The organism is Xanthomonas citri pv. citri (assembly GCF_000961215.1).
Taxonomy (GTDB): domain Bacteria; phylum Pseudomonadota; class Gammaproteobacteria; order Xanthomonadales; family Xanthomonadaceae; genus Xanthomonas; species Xanthomonas cissicola.
The window spans coordinates 3351685-3375126 of record NZ_CP008998.1 but is presented as its reverse complement, the minus strand read 5'-3'; the positions used below and the strand labels follow the sequence as shown (position 1 = coordinate 3375126).

Genomic DNA, 23442 nt, shown 5'->3' with positions numbered 1-23442 from the left:
GCGCTATGTACCGCGCCAGGCACGCCGCTCTGCGCACCGTTCGCGATCGGCTGACGACTCCTATGACACGGTGTCAATAACGTCGCGCCATGGTTCAAATGCGCGGGCCATTCCCGAAACACCGTCCGCTACGCGACGCCGGCAGCGATCATGCGCAAGCCTTGACGCGCTGTCGCCGGCCGCGTGCGTTGACAAAGAGTGGCCCGCGGCAGTGCGCGGGCCACCGGAGCATTACTGCTGAATCACCCGACGCTGCTCTTGCTGCTGTTGCGGCGGCTGCTGGGTGTGTTGCTGATTGTGCTGTTGCAACTGGCTGACATTGGTCTGGGCCGGCTCGTTGGCTGCGGACGCCGTCTGCACATGGCTGCGCAGATGGGCCGGGTCGTCCATGCGGCCCTGAACCGCGATCAGGCTGTCGCCATCACGGTTGGGCACCAGGTGATCGATGCGCTGCAGGCCATCGTTGCCTGCACGCGCGGCCACGCTGGCGGCGGTATTGAGAAACGCGGTGTCGTCGCGCAGACCCAGGCGGTCGCGTTGTCCATCCAGTTTCACTACCGCGTCGTTGAACAGCTGGCTGCCGGGCTGCAATGCGTTGCCGCGCGCCTGGCCCTGCAACTGCATGTCCTGCGCCTTCATCACCGAATCGATGCCGTGCAGATCCAGCCGATGCTTGAGCATCATGCCCGGCACCAGACGCTGGCCGAAGGACAACGGGTCCGGCTCCGGCAGTTCGATCTGATGACCGGCCGCATTGGGCATGGCCCATTTGAGCGGGATGCTGTCTTCCTGCAGATGGGTCAGGATTTCGTTCTTGACGTGGTAGCCGCGGATCAATTCGCTATTGGCGTAATCCTTGGCCGCCGATGCATCCAGACCTTGGCGCTCCAGCGTGCGGTCGTTGACGCCGGCAGCGTTATAGGTCACCGCCGGAATGTCGTTGACCATTGCCGACGCCGCGGCCAGGCCGCCACCCAGCGAATGCCCGCTGATCACCACCTGGTCGCCGAACGCCTGTTTGGCCTGGCTGCCGAGCTGGATCGCCGAAGCGTATTGCGCATCGTCCAAGCCCAGGCCCTGGCCGATGTTGTGCTTCCAATCCTTGCCTTCGTCGGTGCCGCAGAAGCCCAGCACCACCTGCCCCTGATCATTGCGATAGAACGCGGCGTCGAAGCCGCTCTTGGCGTCGTGCAGCAGGGCAGGGTCGATGCCTGCCTGCTGCAGCGCGCGGTCGTCCATGCGCCACCAGCCGTTGGGCAAGGCGGCAAAGGTTTCGGCGCCGCCTTCGCGTCGTTGGGCGGCGGTGGCGTAGAGGTCTTGCAGCATCGCGGGGAACTGGCGGTCCTCCGGGTGCGGTTGTTGCCCGCGCATCGATTCTGCGAACGGGGTGGAAGAAGAAGAGGATTCTGACGGGCTCATGCGCGGCTCCTTGCGTTCGTCATGCGAAAAGCGCGCTTAGCGGCTGCTTTCCACGGGAATGTTGTGGGCGTTCAACCACGCGCGCACCTCCGATCTCACCTGCTGGCCGCTGGCATTGAGCAGACGATCCGGCGTGGTGAAGAAATACGCCTGGAAGGTCTTCTGCTGGGCATTGCGCACGGCGGGATCGACACCGGCGTTGAGCAAGGTGAGCACTGCAGGGCTAGCTGCACCACTTTGCGCTGCAAGGTGCAGCAGGCTGTTGCCGGTGTGGTCGACGCGCTGTACATCCGCACCGGCCTTGATCAGCAAATCGATCTGCGCATCGCGCTTGCTCTGCATCGCGCGAAACAGCGGCGTCCAGCCCGCACGCGCGCTGACGACATCGATCGGCGCCTTGTGCTGCAACAGGATCTGCAGATATTCCGGGTCCTGAGCCATGGCGGCCATGTGCACGACCGTTTCCTGGTCCATGCCGGGTAATGATGGATCTGCGCCTGCATCGAGCAATGCCGCCAAGGCGCGCGGCTGTTCGTTCCAGATGGCCCATTCGAGCAAGGTGACGTTTTGATCGCCATGCGCGGCGAGATCGACGGTAGGGGCGAGCGCCTTGATCCGGGCAACATCACCGTGCGCAATGGCTCTGGCGATATCGGTCAGGGCGGGGTCGCGGAAGGCGACGGTGTGGTCCTGCAGCGTAGCTGACATGGTGGTTTGCTCCTTGGCACCGGGCGAGGCGGTGCATGAGACCGCGAAAAACGAGGTCGCAAGAACGAGCAGGGCGGGGAATCGCGGTTGCATCGAAATCTCCTTCTCCTGATCGCATTCCTGATGACGCTGCGGCAAGTCCCGCCGCAGCGGGGCAGATCCTAGCAGCTGCAAAAATCGCTTGCGGTAAGATTTCGTGACATGACGGCAGGGCGGGCCGCATGCTCGGGGCCGCCTGTCCTGGCAGCGCGCATGCCGCGAGCGGCGACGGTATCCATCGCCACAGCCTGCTGCCCCACAGCCGACGGTCACACCGGGGCCGGCATAATGGCGCTTTGCGAGCAGATGGGTGCAATGGCGTACGAGCTACTGATCAGTGACTGTGATGGCGTTCTTGTCGACAGCGAGATATTGGCCGACCGGGTAATGCGTGAGGCGCTGGCGTCTTTCGTGCCAAGCGAGCCGCTGGAACATCTGCTGGAAACCACCTTCGGGCAGACCACACGCGAGGTGTTGCGGCGGGTGGAAGAGCGCTTTGCGCTGCGGTTGCCGGAGACGTTACTGGCGCAGATCCAGGTGCGCAGCGAGGCATTGATCCAGGCGCAGGTGCAGCCGATCGCAGGCGTACGCGAGGCGTTGGAGCAGATTCCGCTGCCGTTGGCGGTCGCCTCCAATAGCCGGCGCCACAATGTGATTGCCTCGGTGGAACGGGCCGGGCTCACCGCACGTGCGGCGGGACGTATTTTCAGCGCCGACATGGTGGAGCGGCCCAAGCCGGCACCGGACGTGTATCTGCTGGCGGCACGCACCGCCGGGGTCGCACCGGAGCGTTGTCTGGTCATCGAAGACAGCCCGACCGGTGCAACGGCGGCCGTGACGGCCGGCATGCAGGTGGTGGGGTTTGCCGGTGCGAGCCACATTCCACCGGGGCATGGCGATACCTTGCGCCGCATCGGTGTGCTTGAGGTGTTCGACGATATGCGTGATTTGCCTGCGTTGTTTGCGCTGCTGGCGCAAAAGCGCGCCGGGTAAGGCGATAGCTTGGTGAGCGGAGTGTGCGGGGTACTCAGCGCTTGCGCGACACATAGTGGATCCGTCCATGGACGTTCTTGCGTGTCATTCATGCAACCAAGGGCGCTGCAGAAGCGCGCAGAGCCGTAACTCAGCTGTGGATCTGCTGCACTGTCCGATCATGTCAAGTAACAGTGATTCGAATCATGGTCCGGTTTAGATGCAGTCGAAAGCTCGGCTAGTCGAGTGCGCGGTGCCCTCACCCCTTGCGGGACACGCCGTTAACCCGTCCCTGGGGGCTCGATGGCGGCATCCATGCCGCCAACGGTCCCACAATCGGTGAGGACACCGCACCAGCGAGTTGGCTGACAGCGAACGAAAAGCAGTTCACTGCGACGAACAAATGCTGCATGGCCCGATTGGGCTGCTGAGGATCTATTGGCCACGACATCCGATAAGCGCGGCGACAGACATCGACCGACTTAACACGCAATCTCGTTGATTGATCGTGCGATGCGCTGCTTGCGCCAAGGATACCGACCAACTCGACTGGTCCTTGCCCGCCCACAGGCGCGGGACCTTGCGCGGCATGGATGCCGCGTAAGCGCCTCCATGGATGGATTCACGGCGTGTCCCGCGCTGGTGGGCGGGCAAGGGCCCTGCAGCAAGACCTCAGATCAGCCGCTGTGTAACCGATCTATCGCAGTGCTTGAGCACGCCAAGAATCGCTTTTATCAATAGCGCCTAGCCCGCCCAGTTGCCTTCGGCCACATCAACGCAACAGGGCGCGATTCGCATCGCGCCCTGTTGCGTTTCTACCTCTTGATCAATCGATCACCCATCAATCAATCAGCCATTCAACAACACCGAAACCCACTCTTGCCGCCATAGCGCGCATCCTGGCGCTCGCGGAAGAAGGCGGGGTAGTCCATCACCGGTTTGTCGGGATGTTTTTCCAGCATGTGGCGCACGTAGTTGTCGTAGTCGGGGATGCCGCAGCACAGCCGCGCGGTCTGGATCAGGCGCCGCCAGATGCGGCGATGCGCCTGATAGTGACTGGCCAGGACGAGTTGCGTGCCCATTACAGGTCTGCCATCTGGTGCGGCTGCAACGCCACGTACGGGGTTTCGCGGTCAGTGCGCTGCGGGTTGCGGCGTGCCGCCACGATCGTCTTGATCGAATAGATCAGGATCGAGCCGACCACGAACAGGAACAGTACGGTCAGCCCGGTGTTGACGTAGGCATTGGTGACGATCTGCTGCATCTGCGGCACCGTCTTGGCCGGCGCAGTGATGGTGTTGCTGGCGATGGCCGCCTGGAACTTGTGGGCCTGTGCCAGGAAGCCCTGCGCCGGGTTGCTGTCGAAGATCTTGATCAGCCCCGCATAGGTGGTGCACAGCAACAGCCACAGCGCCGGCACGATGGTGACCCACGCGTAGCGGTCGCGCTTCATCTTGAACAGCACCACCGCGCCCAGCATCAACGCGATCCCGGCCAGCATCTGGTTGGAGATGCCGAACAACGGCCACAAGGTCTGGATGCCGCCGAACGGATCGATCACGCCGGTGTAGAGCAGATAGCCCCACAGCGCCACGCAGCCGGCGGTGGCGATGATATTGGCGGTCCACGACTCGGTCTTCTTCAACGCCGGGATGAAGTTGCCCAGCAGGTCCTGCAGCATGAAGCGGCCGGCGCGCGTGCCGGCGTCCACCGCGGTCAGGATGAACAGTGCTTCGAACAGGATGGCGAAGTGATACCAGAACGCCATGGTGTCTTCGCCCGGCAGCAACTGGTGCAGGATCTGCGCGATGCCCACCGCCAGCGTCGGTGCCCCGCCGGCGCGCGCCAGGATGCTGTGCTCGCCGATATCGCGTGCCGTGGCCTCGAGCACCTGCGGTGTGATCGAAAAGCCCCACTCGCTGATCTTGGCAGCGACTGCGACAGTGTCGCTGCCGACCAGCGAGGCAGGGCTGTTCATGGCGAAGTAGATGCCCGGCTCGATGATCGACGCGGCCACCAGCGCCATGATCGCCACGAACGATTCCATCAGCATGCCGCCATAGCCGATGTAGCGCATGTGGCCTTCATTGGCGAGCAGCTTGGGCGTCGTGCCGGAAGCGATCAACGCATGGAAGCCGGAGACCGCGCCGCAGGCAATGGTGATGAACAGGAACGGGAAGATGCCGCCCTTCCAGACCGGGCCATCGCCGGTGGAGGCGAATTGCGTGAGCGCCGGCATTTTCAGGTCCGGCATGACCACCAGGATGCCGATCGCCAGCGCCAGGATGGTACCGATCTTGAGGAAGGTGGACAGGTAGTCGCGCGGTGCCAACAGCAGCCACACCGGCAGCACCGATGCGACGAAGCCGTAGCCGATCAGCATCCAGGTGATCTGCTTGGCAGTGAAGGTGAAGGCCGGGCCCCAGGTCGGGTCCGCCGCCACCTTGCCGCCCAGCCAGATCGCGCCCAGCAGCAGGATCAACCCCACCACCGAGATCTCGCCGATCTTGCCGACGCGGATGTAGCGCATGTACACGCCCATCATGAGCGCGATGGGCATTGTGGCGATGACGGTGAACATGCCCCACGGGCTTTCCGCCAGCGCCTTGACCACCACCATCGCCAGCACGGCAAGGATGATGATCATGATCAGGAATGCGCCGAACAGGGCGATGGTGCCGGGCACCTGGCCCATCTCCTCGCGCACCAGGTCGCCTAGCGAGCGGCCGTTGCGACGGCTGGACAGGAACAGCACCACGAAGTCCTGCACCGCACCGGCGAACACCACGCCGACCACCAGCCACAGCAGGCCGGGCAGGTAGCCCATCTGCGCGGCGAGTACCGGGCCGACCAGGGGGCCGGCGCCGGCGATGGCAGCAAAGTGGTGGCCGAACAGCACGTGCTTGTTGGTGGGCACGTAATCCAGGCCGTCGTTGTTGGCGACTGCCGGGGTGGCGCGGGTGATGTCCAGCTGCATCACCTTGTCGGCGATGAACAGGCTGTAGAACCGGTAGGCGATCAGGTAGATCGATACCGCCGCCACCACGATCCACAACGCGTTGATGTGCTCGCCACGCCGCAGCGCAACGGTACCCAGGCAGAACGCGGCCAGCAGCGCCAACGCGCCCCAGGCCAGCTTCGAGAACCCTTTCATGCATGCCCCTCAGGAACGATTCGTTCAAGGGTCCACCCACGCCCGGCCGCGGTCAATGCCAGCCGGATGCAAGGGGGTAAAACTTTGGTCGTAGGGTGCTACGGTCACAGATCGGTTAGGGCGCTGCCCGCGCTGGTGGCGTTTGGAACGATCGGTTGCAATGGTTGCGGTTGGGCGGCGGCCCGCGCGCACCCATCATTGGCGCTTCGCCACACAGCACAGGGACAAGCGATGAGCACCACGACCACCACGGCAGCGCACGTGCTGCGCACCATTCGCGGCATGCCGACCTCCGACGGGGCCGGGGTCAAGCTGACCCGCGTCATCGGCACGCAGCAGCTGCCGGAGCTGGACCCGTTTCTGATGCTGGACGAATTCGGCACCGACAAGGCCGAAGACTATCTGGCCGGTTTTCCCAGCCACCCGCATCGCGGTTTCGAGACCGTGACCTACATGCTCGACGGGCGCATGCGCCACAAGGACAACCACGGCAACGAAGGCCTGCTGACTCCTGGCAGCGTGCAGTGGATGACCGCCGGGCGCGGGCTGATCCATTCGGAAATGCCGGAGCAGGAATCCGGGCGCATGCGCGGCTTTCAGTTGTGGGTGAACCTGCCGGCGCGCGACAAGATGACCGACCCCAAATATCAGGAGTACGCACCCGACCACATTCCGGTGGCGCATCCGGCATCCGGCGTGACGGTCAAGGTGATTGCCGGTGCGGTGGGCGAGGTGGTCGGGCCGATCGTGCAACCTGCAACGAGCCCGGTGTACCTGGATATCGCGTTGGAACCGAACGTGGAATGGGAATATCAGCTGCCCAGCGGGCATAACGCGTTCGCGTATGCCTTCGAGGGCGCACTGACGGTGGGCGAGAGCGACACCGCGCGCGTGTTGCCGGCGCAGCAGCTAGCCGTGCTGGGCGGTGGGCAGCGCCTGCGCCTGCACGCCGGTGCCGATGGTGCGCAACTGATCCTGGTCGCGGGCCGCCCGCTCAACGAGCCGGTGATGCGGCATGGCCCGTTCGTGATGAACACCAAGCAGGAGCTGATGCAGGCGTTCGTCGATTTCCAGGAAGGGCGGTTTTGAACTGGCTCGCGCCCGACAGCAGGAGCCGGCAATGAGTGACCGGCCCGTCAGCGTGCGCACCGGCGCAGTGCCGTACACGGTCAGCATCCACGACGGGCTGCACACCTGGGGCGGCGATACGCAGCTGGCCAATGGTGGCAGCGACGCCGGGCCGGATCCCGGGTCGCAGGTGTTGGGCGCGCTGGGAGCGTGCACTGCCATCACGGTGTCGATGGTGGCCGCGCGCAAGCAGTGGCCGCTGACGGCGGTGCACGTGCATCTGCATTACACGCAGCGCGGCGCTGCCGGCACGGCGATCACCCGCGACGTGGTGCTTGACGGGGCACTGGACGACGAGCAACGCGCACGGTTGATGGAAGTGGCCGACAAATGCCCGATCCATCGCCTGCTCACCGGCGAGGTGCGCATCGAGACTCGGTTGCAGGCGGTTGGCGGCGGTGGAGACATGGCGATTCGGCACGACTGACAGACGCTTGCCGGCGGTCTTTGAGTGCGGTGAATGCGAAATCGGAATCGGAACGGGCGATCGGTCCGCGCCGATTCCGGGCATGCGCCGAGGGGAGCCGCTGCTCCAACGTTCGCAACCGTGAGCGTTCTCCCGCGCGTCGCCGCCGCACATGGTGTCCGCCAGAATCAAAACCGTTGAGCTGATGGACGCATCCGGCGCGCCAGGTGCATGTGCACGTCGTTGGTCGTCGCATCACGCGCGTCGGCGTGACACGCGTGGGGCACAAGCATCGAGCGCGCAATGGTGATCTGCGGCGACACGCTAGCGGCAGGTCTCGTCAGACGAATGTCTGCAGCGCGCCGGGCAGACCCGCGCGCTGCAATGCTGTTGCAGCAGCAGTGCGCAGCGCTGTGACGCGCGCTGCGTCAGCGCTGCAGCGCCAGGCTGGCCGGCTGCAGATCCATGTTCTGCACCATCGCCTGCATCGAGGCGAGTTCTTCGGTGCTGGCGCCATCGATCCACAGCTGCGCGTAGCGCTTCTTGCCCAGTTCGACCACGGTGACGCGGCGCGATTCCGTACCCGGCATGTCGCGGCCGCCCAGATCGAGCTTGTACCAGTAGAAATCTTCCTGCTGGATCTGGCCCTTTTCGGCGCGGCGATCGCGTGCCAACGTCATCGCCGGGTCGCGGGTCGTGAGCATCACTCCCACCACCTGGCGGCCATCGGCAGTCACGGCCTTGCAGACCAGGTAATCGGCACCGGCGAGCTCGTTCCATTGCAGGCCGGAAGCCGGTGGCAATGGCGGGCAGACTGGCGAGGTCTGGGCGTGGGCGGTGGCAGCGGCCAGCAGCAAGCTCAGGCCAACAAGGCAGGATGCAGACTTCATACACGATTCCCCGGCATTGGATGACGATGCGGGCGCGCCTATTTCGTGCCGTTGCAGTGCCTCGAACTCCCCGCTCAAGGACTGCCGTCCACGCAACGCGCTCCGTCTACAAGGCCATCACTACCACAGTTTTGCGAATCAGCTCAAGTGATGTCGCGCATGTGCCTGGCATCGCATGTGCAGCTTGGCACTTCCGTTACGAGACCTGGTGATCGCGCGTGTCAGTCCACCCGCGCAGCGCACGGTTTCAAGGGTAATTAACCGGTTTCGGGGCCAGTGACTCGGGCAGCGGAATGAACTCATCGTCGTCGCCGGGAATGCTGCCGAAGCGGCCGGCCTGCCAGTCGTCCTTGGCCTGCTCGATGCGTTCCTTGGAACTGGAAACGAAGTTCCACCATAGATGACGCGGCCCATCCAGCGGCTCGCCGCCAAGCAGCATCGCCTTGAGCGGGGTCTTGGCGCGCAAGCGGCCACGGGCGCCGGGCGAGGGTACGATCAGGTGGCGAGCTGGCACGTCGGCACCATCCAGCTGCGCTTCGCCTTCCAGGATGTACAGGGCGCGCTCGGTGTGCCCGGTATCCAGATCGAGTTCGGCGTCGGGCGCCAGATCCAGCGCCACATTCAGCGTGCCGCTGAACACCTGCACCGGCGATTCCTCACCGTACGCGCGGCCGGCAATCACGCGCAGCCACACGCCGTCGCGGCGCTGCTGCGGCAAGCTTGCCGCCGCGTGGTGATGGAAGGCTGGCGCGGTTTCTTCGGCCGAGCGCGGCAAGGCGATCCAGGTCTGCATGCCGTGCAAGGCGTGTTCGCGTGCGCGCTCCGGGCCTGGCGTGCGTTCGGAATGGGCGATGCCGCGGCCGGCCGTCATCCAGTTGACGTCGCCTGGGCGGATCACCTGATCCGAGCCCAGCGTGTCGCGGTGGCCGATTTCGCCGGCCCACAGGAACGTGACCGTGGCCAGGCCGATGTGCGGATGTGGGCGTACATCGATGCCGTGATCTGGCTCCAGTACGGCTGGGCCCATGTGGTCGACGAACACGAATGGACCGACGCTGCGCGCCTGCAGGGTGGGCACGGCGCGGCGCACTTCCAGTCCGCCGATGTCATGGACGCGTGGAGCGATCAGGGTGGTCATGCGCGGTCTCGCGGAGTGATGACGTGGGCACGAGCTTGGCATGCGCGGTGGCCGAGACGGGCGCGTGGCGTAAAACGCAGTGTCCGAGTCATGGCGCTTCATGCGCGTCGGGGAATGCGCCATCGGCGCGAGCTGGCACCGCACCGCGAACGCCATCCGGGCATGGCATGGCATGGCGTAGCAGCGGTTCGTGGCGAGAACGCCCTGGTCCCTTGCAGGCAGATGCGTTGCCAACGTGGACATTGTTGCCAGCGAAGACGACTCATCCAGCGCTGCGGTCCGGGATCAGGCAGGCCGCAACATTGAGGCGTAGGCGCGGGCGCCATTCCCTTCCGCATGTCCAATCGGCAAGGCCGGAGGCGCTTGTGGCCAGCATGGCTGGCCTGATCTTCCACCGCAAGCGGCCGTGTCCAGACCTCGCCGCCGTTGCTGCCGCGAAGCATCGGTTGGCAGGTTCTGGCAGCGGCGAAGTTTCAACACGAGCGAAGTTGCATTGCGGGAAGCGTACCAGCGCAATCTAAATGCATGGTGCCAAGTCACGTGTGTCATCGCGCCATGAATAATGGCGGCCCTTGCACGATCCACGGCTGCCGGATCGGCAACGGTCGCTCGCGGCGCAGAGTCCGCGGTGCGCACCTGGCGGCAAGCCGCTCGCGCTCTCACGTTTTACTCGATGCGTTTGAGATTCTCATTCCCAATCTGAGGAATTACCTTCATGGTCTCATCGATCTCAGGAAAGAAAACCAAATCGCTGCTCTTCTGGTAATGGCGGCGTCGGTGCCAACCCTTGGTACTGCCCAGAGCGTCCAGCATGCCGTCTCCAGCCGCATCATCAGTGTGGCCCCTGGTGTCCGCTCGCTGGCCTTCTCGGCGAATGGAAAGACGGTTGCCTGCTATGCGGTCTACGCCAACAGGAGCGTTGCAGGGCCGACCCTCAGCAGTGCGGTCAACTATCAGGTGGTTTCTTCGTCTTCCTCATGCAGGGATCAGCCCTACGCAGTCGGGTATTCCGTGAACTTCCAGCCCCCATCCAACAAGAACATGGTTTTCTTCCGGATCGACGGTGCCGGTCGCATCGCCATCACTGAAAACTGATTGATCGCCTCAGCGCCGTGTCAGTGCGTCCGCCCGTGCATGCGGCGCCTGACGCGGCTTGAACGTCTGCTCACAGCAGGTGGCCGGAATAGCCTGCCGGCACCGTCACCTCGCCGCGGCGCGAGGCCAGCCGGTCGGCCAGGCGCGTGGGCTCGGGCAGGCGATAGGCGCGCAACGTGCGCAGGGTCCAGTCGAGTGCGCCTTGCATCGACACGCGATGGCCGGGCGAGACGATCAAGGGATTGCAGCGCGGTTTGCTGCGCAGCGCCCAGCCGATCTGCGAGCCGCCCAGCAGGATCGGCGTGTGGTCGCCGCGCTCGGGCCCAGGCTCGGCGAAGCTGCCGGCCAGGCGCTGCTTGGCGATGCCGATGCACGGCAGGCCGGTCACCACGCCGAAGTGCGCCGCGATGCCAAGCTTGCGTGGATGCGCGATGCCCTGGCCATCGATGAACACCAGGTCCGGCGTGCGCGACAGCAGCGCCAGGGCCTGCAGCAATGCCGGCAATTCGCGAAAACTGAGCAGGCCAGGGACATACGGCATCGAGGTCGGCACGCGCGCGATGTGCGTTTCCAGCGGCAGCAACGTCTGCGCATCCAGCAACACGGCGGCCGCGCGGGTGGTCTGGCCATCGTCTTCGAAACCGACATCGAACCCTGCAAGCAACTGCGGCGTGGCGCTCACCGCGTCATCGAGTACCACGCGGCGTGCCAGTTGCCGTTGCAACTGTCGCGCCTGGATCACGCTGCCGTCCCAACCGGCGAAGACGGGGTCGTTGGTCTGCATTGCCAAAGCATCGCGCGCTGCATGTGGCGATCTCGTGCACGCCTGCGATGCACGCGCTGCCGCTACAATCGCACGCTGATCGGCCCCAATCGGAGAACCGTAGTGACCCGCAAACTCGTACTGCTGCGCCATGGCCAGAGCCAATGGAATCTGGACAACCGTTTCACCGGCTGGGTGGATGTGGAACTCACCGACCAGGGCCGCCAGGAAGCTGTGGCGGCCGGCAGGCTGATGAAGGACGAAGGGCTGCAGTTCGATGTCGCCCACACCTCGGTGCTCAAGCGCGCCATCCACACGCTGCAGGGCGCGTTGAAGGAACTCGACCAGGACTGGTTGCCGGTGTCCAAGAGCTGGCGCCTCAACGAGCGCCACTACGGTGGCCTGCAAGGCCTGGACAAGGCCGAAACCGCGGCAAAGCACGGCGAGGAGCAGGTCAAGATCTGGCGCCGTTCCTACGACATCCCGCCGCCGGCGATGGACGTCAACGACCCGGGCCACCCGTGCCACGACCGTCGCTACGCCACGCTGGACCGCAATGCATTGCCAGGCACCGAGTCGCTGGCGACCACGCTGGTGCGCGTGTTGCCGTATTGGCACGACGCGATTGCGCCGCAGTTGAAGGCCGGGCAGACCGTGCTGGTGACCGCGCACGGCAATTCGCTGCGCGCGCTCTACAAGTACCTCAACGATGTCTCCAATGAGCAGATCCTGGAGCTCAACATCCCCACCGGCATCCCGTTGCTGTTCGAGCTGGACGACAGCCTGCAGGTGCGCAGCTTCCGTTACCTGGGCGACCCGGAGGCGGCCAAGCGCGCGGCCGAAGCGGTGGCCAATCAGGGCAAGGCGAAGTAATCGCCGCTGGCGCTTGCAGCGCTGCGTGCGGTGCGCGCAGCGCGAGTTCTTGCGCGGCACGCAGCTGCAAGCGGCTGCGTGCGGTGGTGAATGGAAGCGGTGCGAGGGTGCGATGCGCGCTCCGCCGAGTGCCGGCGAGACACGATGTCAGGCACACGCAAACGTGGAACCCGGCGGATGACGCCGTTTACTGTCGCGCGTATCTGGTGACGCTTGGCATACTGGTCGCCGGCGGCGCCGCCTTGGCTGCCGGCGACATCTCCGGCGCGGGGCTGGCGCTGCTGATCTGCGTCGTGGGGATACTACTGCTGGGGTTTGGCGTCGCTGGGCCGTCGCGACAGATGGAAGCGTGGGCCGATGCGGCGTCGGGGCACGAGGTCGCCCTGGTGCTGATGGTGTTGGCGTATCCGGTGTACCTGTTGATGGCGCCGTTCTACGCGCGGCGTTGAGCGCATGCGATGGCGCGAGCTGCGCCGGTGTGGGTGGAAACAGCGCGCCGCGATGTCGATGACAGACGCGCACGTTGTGTACAGATGCAATGGACTTTCATACGGCACGGCATCGCAGGTGATGTTGCGGTGCCGCTGCACGGATGTGGTCTGGCCGGTTGCAAAGCGACTGACGAAGAGGCAAGCGCCTGCGCTGCGCGGTTCTTCGCCAGCGCTTGCCGACCGGATGTCGACTTTTTTCGATCGCGCCTGCGCGGTCATGCCCTGGAGAATTCAATGAAGTTGCGCAAGTTAGCTCCGCTATCGCTCGCGGTCGCCATCGTGGTCGCGCTGTCTGCGTGCGGCGCCTCCGATGACGCCGCCAAGGTGGCGCCTGCCGCGCCGCAGGCGGTACCGACCAAGGTGGATGTGTCCAAGCTCGATGCGCCGATCGTGGCATTCAGCAGCAGCGATCTGGACCCGAGCATCGCTGCGTGTCAGGACCTCAACGGGTTCGTCAACGCCAAGTGGCTCAAGGCCAACCCGGTGCCGTCCGATCGCACCAGCTGGGGCAGCTTTGAGGTGCTGGCCGAGCGCTCGCTGACCATCCAGCACGCGCTGGTGGAGCAACTGGCGCGCGGCAGCCTGTCGGCCGGTTCGGTGGATGCCAAGCTCGCCGACCTGTGGCGGACCGGCTCGGATGAAGCGGCGATCGACAAAGCCGGCATTACGCCGTTGCAGCCGCAGTTGAAGGACATCGATGCATTGACCGATGCGCCAGCCATCGCCGCCTGGTTGCGCAACAGTTATGCGCAAGGCCAGGGCTTGGTGTTTTCGTTCGGTGCCAATGCCGACTACAAGAATTCCGAGCAGATGATCGCCTACGCAGGGCAGGGCGGTCTGGGCTTGCCCGAAAAGGGCTATTACACCGATCCGGCGCAGGCAAAGATCCGCGAGCAGTACGTGGCCTACATCGCGCGGATGCTGGAGCTGTCGGGCATCCCGGCGCCGCAGGCAGCCGCCCAGGCCAAGGCGGTAATGGCGTTCGAGACGCGCCTGGCCAATGCGTCGTTGTCGCGGATCGAACTGCGCGACCCGGCCAAGCGCTACAACCCGGTCGACGTGGCCGGCGCCAACGCCATCACGCCGCACTTCGACTGGCAGGCGTTCTTCGCGGCGCTCGAGGTGCCGGCCGGCACCTTCTCGCTGAGCCAGCCGGGCTATTTCGCCGAGCTCGATGCGATGCTGGCCGATACGCCGGTCGATACCTGGAAGGCGTATCTGCGCTTCCATACGGTGGACGAAGCGGCGCCGTACCTGGCCAAGCCGTTCGAGCAGGCCAATTTCGATTTCCACGCCAAGACCCTGCGTGGCCAGCAGGACATGCTGCCGCGCTGGAAGCGCACCTTGAATGCGGTCAACGAGGCGATGGGCGAGGCCTTGGGCCAGCTATACGTGCAATCCGCATTTCCGGCCGAATCGAAGGAGCAGATGCAGCAACTGGTGCAGAACCTATCGGCGGCGCTCAAGGCCCGGCTGCAAAAGCTCGACTGGATGAGCGCGGAAACCAAACAGCGCGCATTGGAAAAATGGGCCAGCTTCACTCCCAAGATCGGTTACCCGGACCAGTGGCGCGATTGGTCGGGCCTTCAGACGCGTGGCGACGGCTTTCTTGCCAACATGCAGGCCGCACAGGCATTCAACTACCGCTACATGCTGGACAAGATCGGCAAGCCGGTCGACAAGCGCGAGTGGCACATGACCCCGCAGACGGTGAATGCGTACTACAACGCCACGCGTAACGAGATCGTGTTTCCGGCCGCGATCCTGCAGCCGCCGTTCTTCGACCCCAAGGCCGACCCGGCCTTGAACTACGGTGGCATCGGTGCGGTGATCGGGCACGAAATGATGCACGGCTACGACGATTCCGGCAGCCAGTTCGATGCCAAGGGCAATTTCGACAGCTGGTGGACCGATGCAGACCGCAAGCTGTTCACCGAGCGCACCGACCAGCTGGTGGCCCAGTTCGATGGCTATGAAGCGATCAAGGGTGTGCACGTCAAAGGCAAGCTGACGCTGGGCGAGAATATCGGCGATCTGGGCGGCCTGACCGTGGCGTACGATGCCCTGCAAATGGCATTGCAGGAGCAGCCGGCCGCCAACAAGCAGATCGATGGCGATTCGCAGGACCAGCGGTTCTTCATGAACTGGGCCACGGTCTGGCGCCGCAACTTCACCGACGGCGAATTGCGCGTGCGCCTGAACACCGACCCGCACGCACCGGCGAATTTCCGCGCCAACGGTGCGCCGTCGAACATGCCGGCGTTTGCGCAGGCTTTCCAGTGCAAGCCCGGCGATGCGATGGTACGTGGCGACAAGGAGCGGGTGACCATCTGGTAAGCGCCGTGGGCGCGCGCTGGTGCTTCGCCAGCTCGCGCGCCACACCGCCGATGACGGCGTAAACCACCACCTTCGCCGTGTGCGGCACGCGGTGCTGCAAGTCCTTGTGTCCACGACACCCGTCTGGTGCTTGTGGGAATTGTCGAGGTTGCTTGTGGCGGCGTCTGCACACCGGTCTGCCCGCGTGGGCTCTACACTGCCGCGCTGCGCATCGCGGAATCGGCAGTGACAAAGCGGAAATTTTTCAAATGGTTCGGCATTGCGCTGCTGGTGCTGGTGCTGGCCAGCGCGTTATCGCTGTACGGCTACGGGCGCTTTGCCGACCGCCAACGCGGGCCGGTCAGTCATGTGCTGCCTGCCACGGCGGTCGCGACGCCCATCGACAAGGTGGTGGCGCCATTGCAACAGGCGCATGCCGATCAGACCGGCATGGTGATCCTGCCGGACAACGTCGATGCATTTGCGGTACGTGCGCTCACCGCGCGTGCGGCCGGGCGCAGCCTGGATCTGCAGTACTACATCTGGCACGCCGATTTCACCGGCAACCTGCTGCACAACGAGTTGCTGCGCGCGGCCGATCGCGGCGTACGCGTGCGATTGCTGCTGGACGACATGAATATCCATGGCAGCGATTCGGTGCTGGCCGCCCTGGATAGCCATCCGCTGATCGAGATTCGCCTGTTCAACCCGACCCGCGCGCGCGAAGGCACCTTGATGCGCGGCGTGGAGATGGTGCTGCGCATGTTCAGCATCAACCGCCGCATGCACAACAAGGCCTGGATTGCCGATGGCCGCATCGCGGTGGTGGGTGGGCGCAACGTGGGCGACGAATATTTCGATGCGGCGCGCGACACCAATTTCATGGATATGGATGCGGCGCTGATGGGGCCGGCGGTGGGCCAGGCCGAGCAGGTATTCGATGCGTACTGGAATAGCCCCAATGCCTTGCCGCTGTCTGCGCTGGTCACCGCAAAACCGCAGGCACTGGAGGCCTTGCGTGGCAGCCTGGACGCCGGCATGGCATCGGTGCGCGCGCATCCGTATGTGGAGCGGCTCAAGCGCTCCCCAAGCGTGCGCGAACTGATGCAGGGCGACCGCCCGGTGCACTGGGTGTCGCAGGCGCGCATCGTTTCCGACCCGCCGGAAAAAGCCGAAGGTGCGCCGCCGCAAGCCGATTGGATGACGCCAGTGCTGATCGGCGAAATGGCGCACGCACAGCGCGAACTGAAAGTGATTTCGCCGTATTTCGTGCCGGGCGACGAGGGCATGCGCTGGATCGGCCATCTGCGCCAGCGCAACGTGCGCGTGAGCATTCTGACCAATTCGCTGGCAGCCAACGACGTGGTGGCAGTGCACAGCGGCTACGCCGGCTATCGCGTGCCGCTTCTGCAGCTGGGCGTGCGCCTGCATGAGCTCAAGCCGATGGGCAAGCCGGACGGCAGCCTGTTCGGTTCCAGCGGTGCCAGCTTGCATACCAAGGCGTTTGTCGTGGACGACAGCAGCGGTTTCATCGGCTCGTTCAACCTGGACCCGCGTTCGATGAACCTCAATACCGAAATGGGCCTGTTGTTCAACGACCGTGTGGTCACCGCGGAGCTGGAGCGGCTGTACAACCACAAGGTCAGTGCGCCAGTGAGTTACCGCGTCACCCTGGACCGGGGCGAACTGCGTTGGCACGACGATGCCGCGCAGCCGCCCGAGGTGTGGTCGCGCGAGCCGGCCGCGAGCGTGTGGCGACGTGGTGCAGCAGCGGTGATGGGCTGGTTGCCGCTGGAGTCGCAGCTGTAGGTCTGCTCAGGGTGTTGCCCTCATCCGCCCTTCGGGCACCTTCTCCCGCGGGCGGGAGAAGGGAATGTGGCGGTCTTTCATGGACGGGAGAAATGCGCGTCGATCCTGCGCAGGCGCAGTGGTTGCGTTGGAACAGGCGCAGGGTTGTGTCCAGCAGATGCACAGGCTCTGTCGAGCAGTGCAGTGGGTCTGTCGCGAAGAAGACGCGGGTTCTGTCAGTACGTTCAGCGTGCGACGTGGACGTCTGTCGCGTTATTGCAGCTGCGTCACGATCTCGCGCGCCATCGCGCCCAGCGGCAGGATACGGTCCGCGCCGCCGCGCTTGATCGCTTCCTTGGGCATGCCGAACACGATGCTGGTGTGTTCGTCCTGCGCCACCGTGCGTGCGCCGGCCTGGCGCATTTCCAGCAGGCCGGCGGCACCATCGTCGCCCATGCCGGTCATGATGATGCCCAGCGCATTGCTGCCGGCCGCGCGCGCGGCCGAGCGGAACAGTACGTCGACCGACGGGCGATGCCGGTTGACCGGTGGGCCTTCCAGCACTTCGACGAAATACTGCGCGCCGCTGCGACGCAGCAGCAGATGTTTGCCGCCGGGTGCGATCAATGCGCGGCCCGGCATCACGCGGTCGTTGTTGGCGGCTTCCTTGACGGCGATCTGGCACAGGCCGTTCAGACGTGCGGCGAAGGCAGCGGTGAATTTCTCCGGCATGTGCTGCACGATCACGATGCCCGGGCAGACGCGCGGCAGCGCGGTGAGCACTTCTTCCAGGGCCTGGGTACCGCCGGTGGAGGTGCCGATGGCGACGATGCGTTCGGTGGTCTGCGCCAGCGCACGCCCGCTTTGCGCCGGCAGGATGACATCGGCGGTGTGCTTGACCTCCGCTTCCAGCGGCGCGGCAGTCACGCGCGCGGCCAGCCGCTTGACGTTGGCGCGCGCGGCGCTGCGCACGGTCGCCACCAGTTCGTCGGCAGAGTCGGTGAGAAATTGCTTCAGACCCAGGCGGGGTTTGGTCACCACCGCCACCGCGCCGGCGGCCAGCGCATCCATGGTGACGCGCGCGCCTTTTTCGGTGAGCGTGGAGCAGATCACCACCGGCGTGGGCCGCTCGCTCATGATCTTGCGCAGAAAGGTGATGCCGTCCATGCGCGGCATTTCCACGTCGAGCACGATCACATCCGGCCAGTGCTGGCGCATTTTTTCGATCGCCAGCAGCGGGTCGGCGGCAGTGGCGATGACGTCGATGCCCGGCGCGTCGTTGAGCACGCCCACCAGCACCTGGCGCACCACTGCCGAATCGTCGACCACCATGGCCTTGATGGGAGCGGGGTTGGCGGCGGGGCGATGGAGCGCTGTCGACACGTTGAATCCTTGGGTCATGCCTTGCGGAAGATCGAGGGTGCCACCTGGACCAGATCGATGTCGAGTTCGCTCAGGCTTTCCGAATGGCCGATGCAGAAATGCCCGCCGGACTTGAGGTTGGACAGCACGCGCAGGATCACTTCGCGCTTGGTCTGGCCGTTGAAATAGATCATCACATTGCGCAGGAAAATCGCATCGAAGCTGCCCAGTGCCGGTAACGCGGCATTGAGATTGGCGTGCACGAACTGCACGCGCTCGCGCAGCCGCCGTTCCACCAGCAAGGTGCCGTCGTACTCGCCCTGGCCACGCAGGCAATAGCGTTTGAGATAGGCCTGCGGGATGCCGTCGATACGTTGCAGCGCGTAATGGCCGGTGCGTGCCTTGGCCAGCACGCGGGTGCTGATGTCGCTGCCGACCACTTCGAACGGGCGGCCCTGCAAGGTGTCGTCCAGCACCATCGCCATGCTGTAGGCTTCTTCGCCGCTGGAACTGGCCGCGCTCCAGCAACGGAACGGCAGCCCGCCACGGTGTTCGCCGGCCAGCTTGCGCAGCAGCTCGAAATGCTTGGGCTCGCGGAAGAAATAGGTTTCGTTGGTGGTGAGCAGGTCGATTGCGGTCTGGATTTCCCTGCGGTCCTGGCGGCTTTCCAACAGCTGCAGGTACTGCGTATAGGTACTGAACTGATGTTCGCGCAGACGCTTGCCCAGGCGGCCGCACAGCATCGCCTTCTTGCCGGAGGAAATGGTGATGCCGGCCGCTTCGAAGATGAAGCGCTGGAAGCGGCCGAACTCCTGTTCGGTGATGGCGGTGGCGGTGCTCATCGGCTCAGGCCACGTCCGCATCGCTGTGGAACGTGTTGTCGCTCAGGCGTGCGATACGCACGGCGTGTTCGCGCCACCACTCCGACAGCATCGGCCCGGGCATCGGCGATGCCATCAGATAGCCTTGTGCCAGATCGCAGCCAAGTTCGCGCAGCAGCCGCCAGTCGTCGGGCGTTTCCACGCCTTCCGCCACGGCAGTGAGCTCGAGCCGGTGCGCCAGTTCCAGCGTGGATTCGAGCACGGTGCGCTGGCTGCGGCTGCGATGCGCCGCATGCACGAAGCTGCGGTCCAGCTTGAGTTCGGTGAAGGGAATGCTGGCCAGGCGCTGCAGCGAGGAGAAGCCGGTGCCGTAGTCGTCGATGGACAGGCCGAACCCGTGCAGGCGCAAACGCGCCAGCATGCTCAGCGCATTGGCCGGCTCCACGATGGCGCTTTCGGTGAGCTCCAGTACCAGATCGGCCGGGCTTAGGCCGTTCTCGCCCAGCTTGGCGCATAGCTCTTCGAGGAAATGGTCCTCGCCCAGCAGCCGGGGCGAAAGGTTCAGGGCCAGGCTCAGGTCGAAGCCTTCGGCGCGCCAGTCCACCAATTGCGCGATCGCCTTGTCGATGACCTGCTGCGTCAACGCGTGGATCAAGCCTTCGCGTTCGGCCAGCGGAATGAAACGGTCCGGGCCGATCATGTCGCCTTGCGGGCGGCGCCAACGTGCGAGCGCTTCCACGCCACGCAGGCGGCCGTCCTTCAGATCGAGCTTGGGTTGGTAGGCCACGCGGATCTCGCCGCGGCGCATGGCGCGATCCAGCCGCGAGGCGGCGGCGCCACCGCTGGACATCAGCGGCGAAATCGCCACCGGCGCGAACGCCGGTGCGTCGGCGGCCGGCTCCGGTTCGCACTCCAGTACGGTGGCCAGATCCTGCAGGTTCATCGGCTTTTCGATGCCGCCGAGCACGCGCACGCCGGCACTGCGGCTGAGTTGCATCACCGCATCGATCAAGGCACCGCCGCGTTGCGAGACCACCACTACCGGCACGCTGTATTTGCCGCGCGCCAGGGCGTCGAGCAACTGCACGCCGTCCATGCCCGGCATTTCCAGATCCACCAGCAGCAACGATGGCGCCTGGGCGCGCGTCAGCCACTCCAGGGCCGCGTTTCCGTCGACGGCACCGTCGACCACGCTTGCGCCGAGCTGGCGACATAGCGCCATGGCGTGTTCGCGCTGGACCACGCTGTCGTCCACGACCAGGACCGGGCCGGCCAGCGTGCAGTTGCAGGAGAGAAGGGCGGGGCGCATGGGAGTCCTTGAGTGCATGCGTGAGGTCAGGCTGCCAGCTCGGCGGCTGGCAGCTGGGCGAGCGTGTCGTTGCCCAGCACGGCATCGGCATCGAGCAGGATCACGAAGCGCTCGCCGATCTTGCCCATGGCGTGGATGAAGTCGCGCGCGATGCCGGCGCCGAAGCTGGGCGTGTCGACGATGTCGGAGGGCGCGATTTCCAGCACTTCGCTGACCGCATCCACCAAGAGCCCAAGCACCTGATGCAGCTCGCCATGCGCGATCTCCACGATCACGATGCAGCTGCGCTTGGTGATCGCGCTGGCGTTGCGGCCAAAGCGTTGCTGCAGATCCACCACCGGCACCACCGCGCCACGCAGATTGATCACCCCGCGCAGCGCCGGCGGCATCATCGGCACATCGGTCGGCACGCGGTATTCGATGATTTCCTTGATGCCCAGGATGCCCAGGCCGAACATCTCCCGGCCCAGCAGAAAGGTCAGGTATTGCTGCGGTGCCGTCGATGACGGCATCTGGTGGTTGGTTGCGGGGCGCGCTTGCATCGTCGGCTCCTCAGAAGCTGGCGAATTGCGATTCGTCGATCGCATCGGCGGTGGCGGCCACCGCACTGATCTGGCGCACATTGGTGCGTCGCGGCGGCGCGCTGCTCACGATGGCAGGCGCATGCGCTGCGATCCTGCGCGGTCCCTGCCTGCTGCTGCCCGACACGGCGCCGCGGCCGCCGTTGCCCAGCCGGAAGAAGCCCATCAGCTGCTGCAGCTGTTCGGCCTGTGCGCTCATCTCTTCCGAGGTGGCGGCCAGTTCTTCGGCATTGGCGGCGGCCGATTGGGTGGTCTGGTTCAACTGGCCCACGGCGGTATTGATCTGGCTGACGCCGGCGGTCTGTTCTTCGGAAGCGGCGGCGATTTCCTGCACCAGGTCGGAGGTGCGGCGGATCGAAGGCACCATCTCGCCAAGTACGCGGCCGGCGCTTTCGGCCAGTTCCACGCTGGATTCGGCCACTTCGCCGATTTCCTGCGCAGCGATCTGGCTGCGTTCGGCCAGCTTGCGCACTTCGGCGGCCACCACCGCAAAGCCCTTGCCGTGTTCGCCGGCGCGCGCGGCTTCGATGGCGGCATTGAGCGCCAGCAGGTTGGTCTGATAGGCGATGTCGTCGATGATGCCGATCTTCTTGGCGATCTCCTTCATCGCCACCACGGTGGCGCGCACGGTGTCGCCGCCGTCGGCCGCTTCGCTGGCCGCCTTGGCCGCCATGCTGTCGGTGACGCGCGCGTTTTCGGTGTTCTGTGCGATGGAGGCGGTCATCTGCTCCAGCGAGGCGCTGGTTTCTTCCACGCCGGCCGCCTGTTCGCTGGCGGCCTGGGCCAGCGCCTGCGCGGTGGCGCTGACCTCTTCCGACGCACTGGCCAGGTTTTCGGCGTTGCGGTTGACCTCATCGACGATCTCGGTCAGGCGGCTCATGGTGGTGTTGACATAGCGCTGCATGTCGGCGAATGCGCCTTCGTAACGGCCTTCCACGGTGTGGGTGAGGTCGCCTTCGGCCATCGCGCCCATGACCTGGATCACTTCGGAAATGCTGCGCAGATTGCCGCGCGCGCGCTCCACGGTGTCGTTGATGAAGGCCTTCTTGCCCGGCAGCTGCGCCAGCGGTGCATCGAAGTTGCCGCGGCCGAATTCGGCCACCACGCCCATCGCCAGTTTCTTGACCGCGATATGCGCGCCCACCATCTGGTTGATGCCCAGCGCCATGCTGCGGAAGTCGCCATCGAAGCGGCTGCTGTCGATGACCACGTCGATATCGCCGGCTTCATGTTCGGCCGACATGTGGTTGATCTCGGCGATCAGGCCGGTGAGGTTGCCGCGCACCTGTTCGATGGTGTCGTTGATGAAGCGCTTCTTGCCCGGCAGCAACGGCAGCTGTGCGGTGAAGTTGCCGCGGCCGAATTCGCTGACGCAGGCGATGGCCTGCTTCTTGACCGCGATATGGCTGGCCACCATCGCGTTGATGCCCTCGGCCATGCGACGGAAATCGCCGGTGAAGCGCTGGGTGTCGATGACCACGTCGATATCGCCGGCATCGTGCTCGGCCGACATGCGGTTGACCTCGGCGACCATGCCGGTGAGGTTGCCGCGGATCTGGTCGACGATCTCGTTGATGAAGGCCTTCTTGCCCGGCAACCGTTCCAGTTCGGCGGAAAAATTGCCGCGACCGAACTCGGCCACGCACGCCATCGCCTGTTTTTTCACCGCGATATGGCTGGCCACCATGCGGTTGATGCCATCGCCCATGGTGCGGAAATCGCCATCGAAGCGCGCCACATCGATGCGCGCATCGATCTCGCCGGCATCGTGTTCGCGCGAAACGCGGTTGATTTCCTCGTTGACGTGGCGGATGCCGCTCTGCACCTTGCGCAGCCCGCGCAGGACATCGCTGGCCTGGTCGTCGCGCCCTTGCGGCAGCGCCACGTCGAAGTTGCCGCGCGAGAACGCGTCCAGCGTGGTGGTGGCCATCTCCAGCGACGCGCTGGCGATACGGATTGCCCAGACCAGCAAGGCGCCGCTGATCAATGCTGCAACGATACTGGTGCCCAGTAAGGCTGCGTGCGAGAGCGTCAGCGCAACCCCGGCGACGGCCACGACGACGGGCAGGGCGACGGCAAGCGCGGCGGTGAACCACAACTGCGTAGCGATCGGGAGACGGTGTGACATGACGGTAGCTTCCTGGGGTCAGGTAACGACAAACGATGGTTCGGACCGGAGCGATGGCGCG

At 65.0% G+C, this 23442-nt stretch carries 18 protein-coding genes and 2 pseudogenes; 8 read left to right on the top strand and 12 right to left on the bottom strand.

Annotation, left to right across the window (positions count from 1 at the left end; all coding sequences use genetic code 11):
• Positions 1-231: 231 nt before the first annotated feature.
• Together AMD14_RS15095 and AMD14_RS15090 are read right to left on the bottom strand one after the other, a co-directional pair.
• Positions 232-1419, bottom strand: a complete 1188-nt coding sequence (locus tag AMD14_RS15095; RefSeq protein WP_011051896.1) for a Tle-like phospholipase domain-containing protein — start codon at positions 1417-1419, stop codon at positions 232-234.
• A 36-nt stretch (positions 1420-1455) separates the two neighbouring features.
• Complete coding sequence (locus AMD14_RS15090) at positions 1456-2265, bottom strand: ankyrin repeat domain-containing protein (protein WP_040107649.1); 810 nt, start codon at positions 2263-2265, stop codon at positions 1456-1458.
• A gap of 189 nt (positions 2266-2454) precedes the next feature.
• Here AMD14_RS15090 and AMD14_RS15085 point away from each other — a divergent pair, with 189 nt between their 5' ends.
• Entirely contained in the window at positions 2455-3159 is a 705-nt protein-coding gene (locus AMD14_RS15085; RefSeq protein ID WP_015472421.1) for an HAD family hydrolase, read from the top strand.
• 836 nt (positions 3160-3995) lie between these two features.
• On the opposite strand, the gene AMD14_RS15080 is transcribed toward AMD14_RS15085, so the two are convergent.
• Together AMD14_RS15080 and AMD14_RS15075 are read right to left on the bottom strand one after the other, a co-directional pair.
• Complete coding sequence (locus AMD14_RS15080; RefSeq protein ID WP_003488133.1) at positions 3996-4220, bottom strand: YbdD/YjiX family protein; 225 nt, start codon at positions 4218-4220, stop codon at positions 3996-3998.
• A complete protein-coding gene (locus tag AMD14_RS15075; RefSeq protein WP_011051894.1) occupies positions 4220-6292 on the bottom strand; it encodes a carbon starvation CstA family protein in 2073 nt (690 codons plus the stop codon). The genes AMD14_RS15080 and AMD14_RS15075 overlap by 1 nt, the downstream gene beginning before the upstream one ends.
• A gap of 231 nt (positions 6293-6523) precedes the next feature.
• Between AMD14_RS15075 and AMD14_RS15070 the strand changes: the two genes are divergently transcribed.
• Positions 6524-7381, top strand: a complete 858-nt coding sequence (locus AMD14_RS15070) for a pirin family protein (RefSeq protein WP_011051893.1) — start codon at positions 6524-6526, stop codon at positions 7379-7381.
• A 31-nt stretch (positions 7382-7412) separates the two neighbouring features.
• Entirely contained in the window at positions 7413-7847 is a 435-nt protein-coding gene (locus AMD14_RS15065; protein ID WP_011051892.1) for an OsmC family protein, read from the top strand.
• Positions 7848-8254: 407 nt separating this feature from the next.
• Here the strand turns inward: AMD14_RS15065 and AMD14_RS15060 are convergent, their stop codons facing one another.
• Both AMD14_RS15060 and AMD14_RS15055 read right to left on the bottom strand, forming a co-directional pair.
• Positions 8255-8716, bottom strand: a complete 462-nt coding sequence (locus tag AMD14_RS15060; RefSeq protein ID WP_003488124.1) for a hypothetical protein — start codon at positions 8714-8716, stop codon at positions 8255-8257.
• Positions 8717-8963: 247 nt separating this feature from the next.
• Entirely contained in the window at positions 8964-9854 is an 891-nt protein-coding gene (locus AMD14_RS15055) for a pirin family protein (RefSeq protein WP_011051891.1), read from the bottom strand.
• A 715-nt stretch (positions 9855-10569) separates the two neighbouring features.
• Between AMD14_RS15055 and AMD14_RS15050 the strand changes: the two are divergent.
• Positions 10570-10949, top strand: a pseudogene (locus tag AMD14_RS15050) (hypothetical protein).
• 70 nt (positions 10950-11019) lie between these two features.
• Here the strand turns inward: AMD14_RS15050 and nfi are convergent.
• Positions 11020-11733 (bottom strand): deoxyribonuclease V, encoded by a 714-nt coding sequence (nfi, locus tag AMD14_RS15045; RefSeq protein WP_011051889.1) that lies wholly within the window; start codon positions 11731-11733, stop codon positions 11020-11022.
• 102 nt (positions 11734-11835) lie between these two features.
• Here nfi and gpmA point away from each other — a divergent pair, with 102 nt between their 5' ends.
• The 4 genes and pseudogenes from gpmA (at position 11836) to AMD14_RS15025 (ending at position 17201) form a co-directional block, all read left to right on the top strand.
• Positions 11836-12585: a 2,3-diphosphoglycerate-dependent phosphoglycerate mutase gene (gpmA, locus tag AMD14_RS15040; RefSeq protein WP_005913239.1), complete on the top strand. Its 750-nt coding sequence runs from the start codon at positions 11836-11838 to the stop codon at positions 12583-12585.
• A gap of 144 nt (positions 12586-12729) precedes the next feature.
• Positions 12730-13034: pseudogene (locus AMD14_RS15035) on the top strand (hypothetical protein).
• Positions 13035-13310: 276 nt separating this feature from the next.
• Entirely contained in the window at positions 13311-15413 is a 2103-nt protein-coding gene (locus AMD14_RS15030) for a M13 family metallopeptidase (protein WP_011051887.1), read from the top strand.
• Between the two features lie 225 nt (positions 15414-15638).
• Positions 15639-17201, top strand: a complete 1563-nt coding sequence (locus AMD14_RS15025) for a phospholipase D family protein (RefSeq protein ID WP_011051886.1) — start codon at positions 15639-15641, stop codon at positions 17199-17201.
• Between the two features lie 252 nt (positions 17202-17453).
• Here AMD14_RS15025 and AMD14_RS15020 read toward each other — a convergent pair whose 3' ends face one another.
• Genes AMD14_RS15020 through AMD14_RS15000 form a run of 5 tightly spaced genes read right to left on the bottom strand, consistent with a single transcriptional unit; the run spans position 17454 to position 23381 of the window.
• The gene (locus AMD14_RS15020) at positions 17454-18581 is read right to left on the bottom strand and encodes a protein-glutamate methylesterase/protein-glutamine glutaminase (protein WP_015472415.1); all 1128 of its coding nucleotides are present in this window, start codon (positions 18579-18581) and stop codon (positions 17454-17456) included.
• Entirely contained in the window at positions 18578-19384 is an 807-nt protein-coding gene (locus AMD14_RS15015) for a CheR family methyltransferase (RefSeq protein ID WP_003488107.1), read from the bottom strand. Before AMD14_RS15015 ends, AMD14_RS15020 begins: the two co-directional genes overlap by 4 nt.
• 4 nt (positions 19385-19388) lie before the next feature.
• Positions 19389-20672: an EAL domain-containing response regulator gene (locus AMD14_RS15010; RefSeq protein WP_011051884.1), complete on the bottom strand. Its 1284-nt coding sequence runs from the start codon at positions 20670-20672 to the stop codon at positions 19389-19391.
• A 26-nt stretch (positions 20673-20698) separates the two neighbouring features.
• Entirely contained in the window at positions 20699-21214 is a 516-nt protein-coding gene (locus AMD14_RS15005) for a chemotaxis protein CheW (protein WP_005913227.1), read from the bottom strand.
• Positions 21215-21224: 10 nt separating this feature from the next.
• Positions 21225-23381: a methyl-accepting chemotaxis protein gene (locus AMD14_RS15000; protein ID WP_015463431.1), complete on the bottom strand. Its 2157-nt coding sequence runs from the start codon at positions 23379-23381 to the stop codon at positions 21225-21227.
• Positions 23382-23442 lie beyond the last annotated feature (61 nt).

Excerpts from the sequence above, each read along its gene's own strand:
- AMD14_RS15060 (WP_003488124.1), bottom strand. The coding sequence starts at position 8,716 with ATGAAGTCTGCATCCTGCCTTGTTGGCCTGAGCTTGCTGCTGGCCGCT.
- AMD14_RS15075 (WP_011051894.1), bottom strand. The coding sequence starts at position 6,292 with ATGAAAGGGTTCTCGAAGCTGGCCTGGGGCGCGTTGGCGCTGCTGGCC.
- AMD14_RS15085 (WP_015472421.1), top strand. The coding sequence starts at position 2,455 with ATGGCGCTTTGCGAGCAGATGGGTGCAATGGCGTACGAGCTACTGATC.
- AMD14_RS15030 (WP_011051887.1), top strand. The coding sequence starts at position 13,311 with ATGAAGTTGCGCAAGTTAGCTCCGCTATCGCTCGCGGTCGCCATCGTG.
- AMD14_RS15020 (WP_015472415.1), bottom strand. The coding sequence starts at position 18,581 with ATGACCCAAGGATTCAACGTGTCGACAGCGCTCCATCGCCCCGCCGCC.
- AMD14_RS15000 (WP_015463431.1), bottom strand. The coding sequence starts at position 23,381 with ATGTCACACCGTCTCCCGATCGCTACGCAGTTGTGGTTCACCGCCGCG.
- AMD14_RS15070 (WP_011051893.1), top strand. The coding sequence starts at position 6,524 with ATGAGCACCACGACCACCACGGCAGCGCACGTGCTGCGCACCATTCGC.
- nfi (WP_011051889.1), bottom strand. The coding sequence starts at position 11,733 with ATGCAGACCAACGACCCCGTCTTCGCCGGTTGGGACGGCAGCGTGATC.
- AMD14_RS15055 (WP_011051891.1), bottom strand. The coding sequence starts at position 9,854 with ATGACCACCCTGATCGCTCCACGCGTCCATGACATCGGCGGACTGGAA.
- AMD14_RS15095 (WP_011051896.1), bottom strand. The coding sequence starts at position 1,419 with ATGAGCCCGTCAGAATCCTCTTCTTCTTCCACCCCGTTCGCAGAATCG.
- AMD14_RS15080 (WP_003488133.1), bottom strand. The coding sequence starts at position 4,220 with ATGGGCACGCAACTCGTCCTGGCCAGTCACTATCAGGCGCATCGCCGC.
- AMD14_RS15065 (WP_011051892.1), top strand. The coding sequence starts at position 7,413 with ATGAGTGACCGGCCCGTCAGCGTGCGCACCGGCGCAGTGCCGTACACG.
- AMD14_RS15005 (WP_005913227.1), bottom strand. The coding sequence starts at position 21,214 with ATGCAAGCGCGCCCCGCAACCAACCACCAGATGCCGTCATCGACGGCA.
- AMD14_RS15010 (WP_011051884.1), bottom strand. The coding sequence starts at position 20,672 with ATGCGCCCCGCCCTTCTCTCCTGCAACTGCACGCTGGCCGGCCCGGTC.
- AMD14_RS15015 (WP_003488107.1), bottom strand. The coding sequence starts at position 19,384 with ATGAGCACCGCCACCGCCATCACCGAACAGGAGTTCGGCCGCTTCCAG.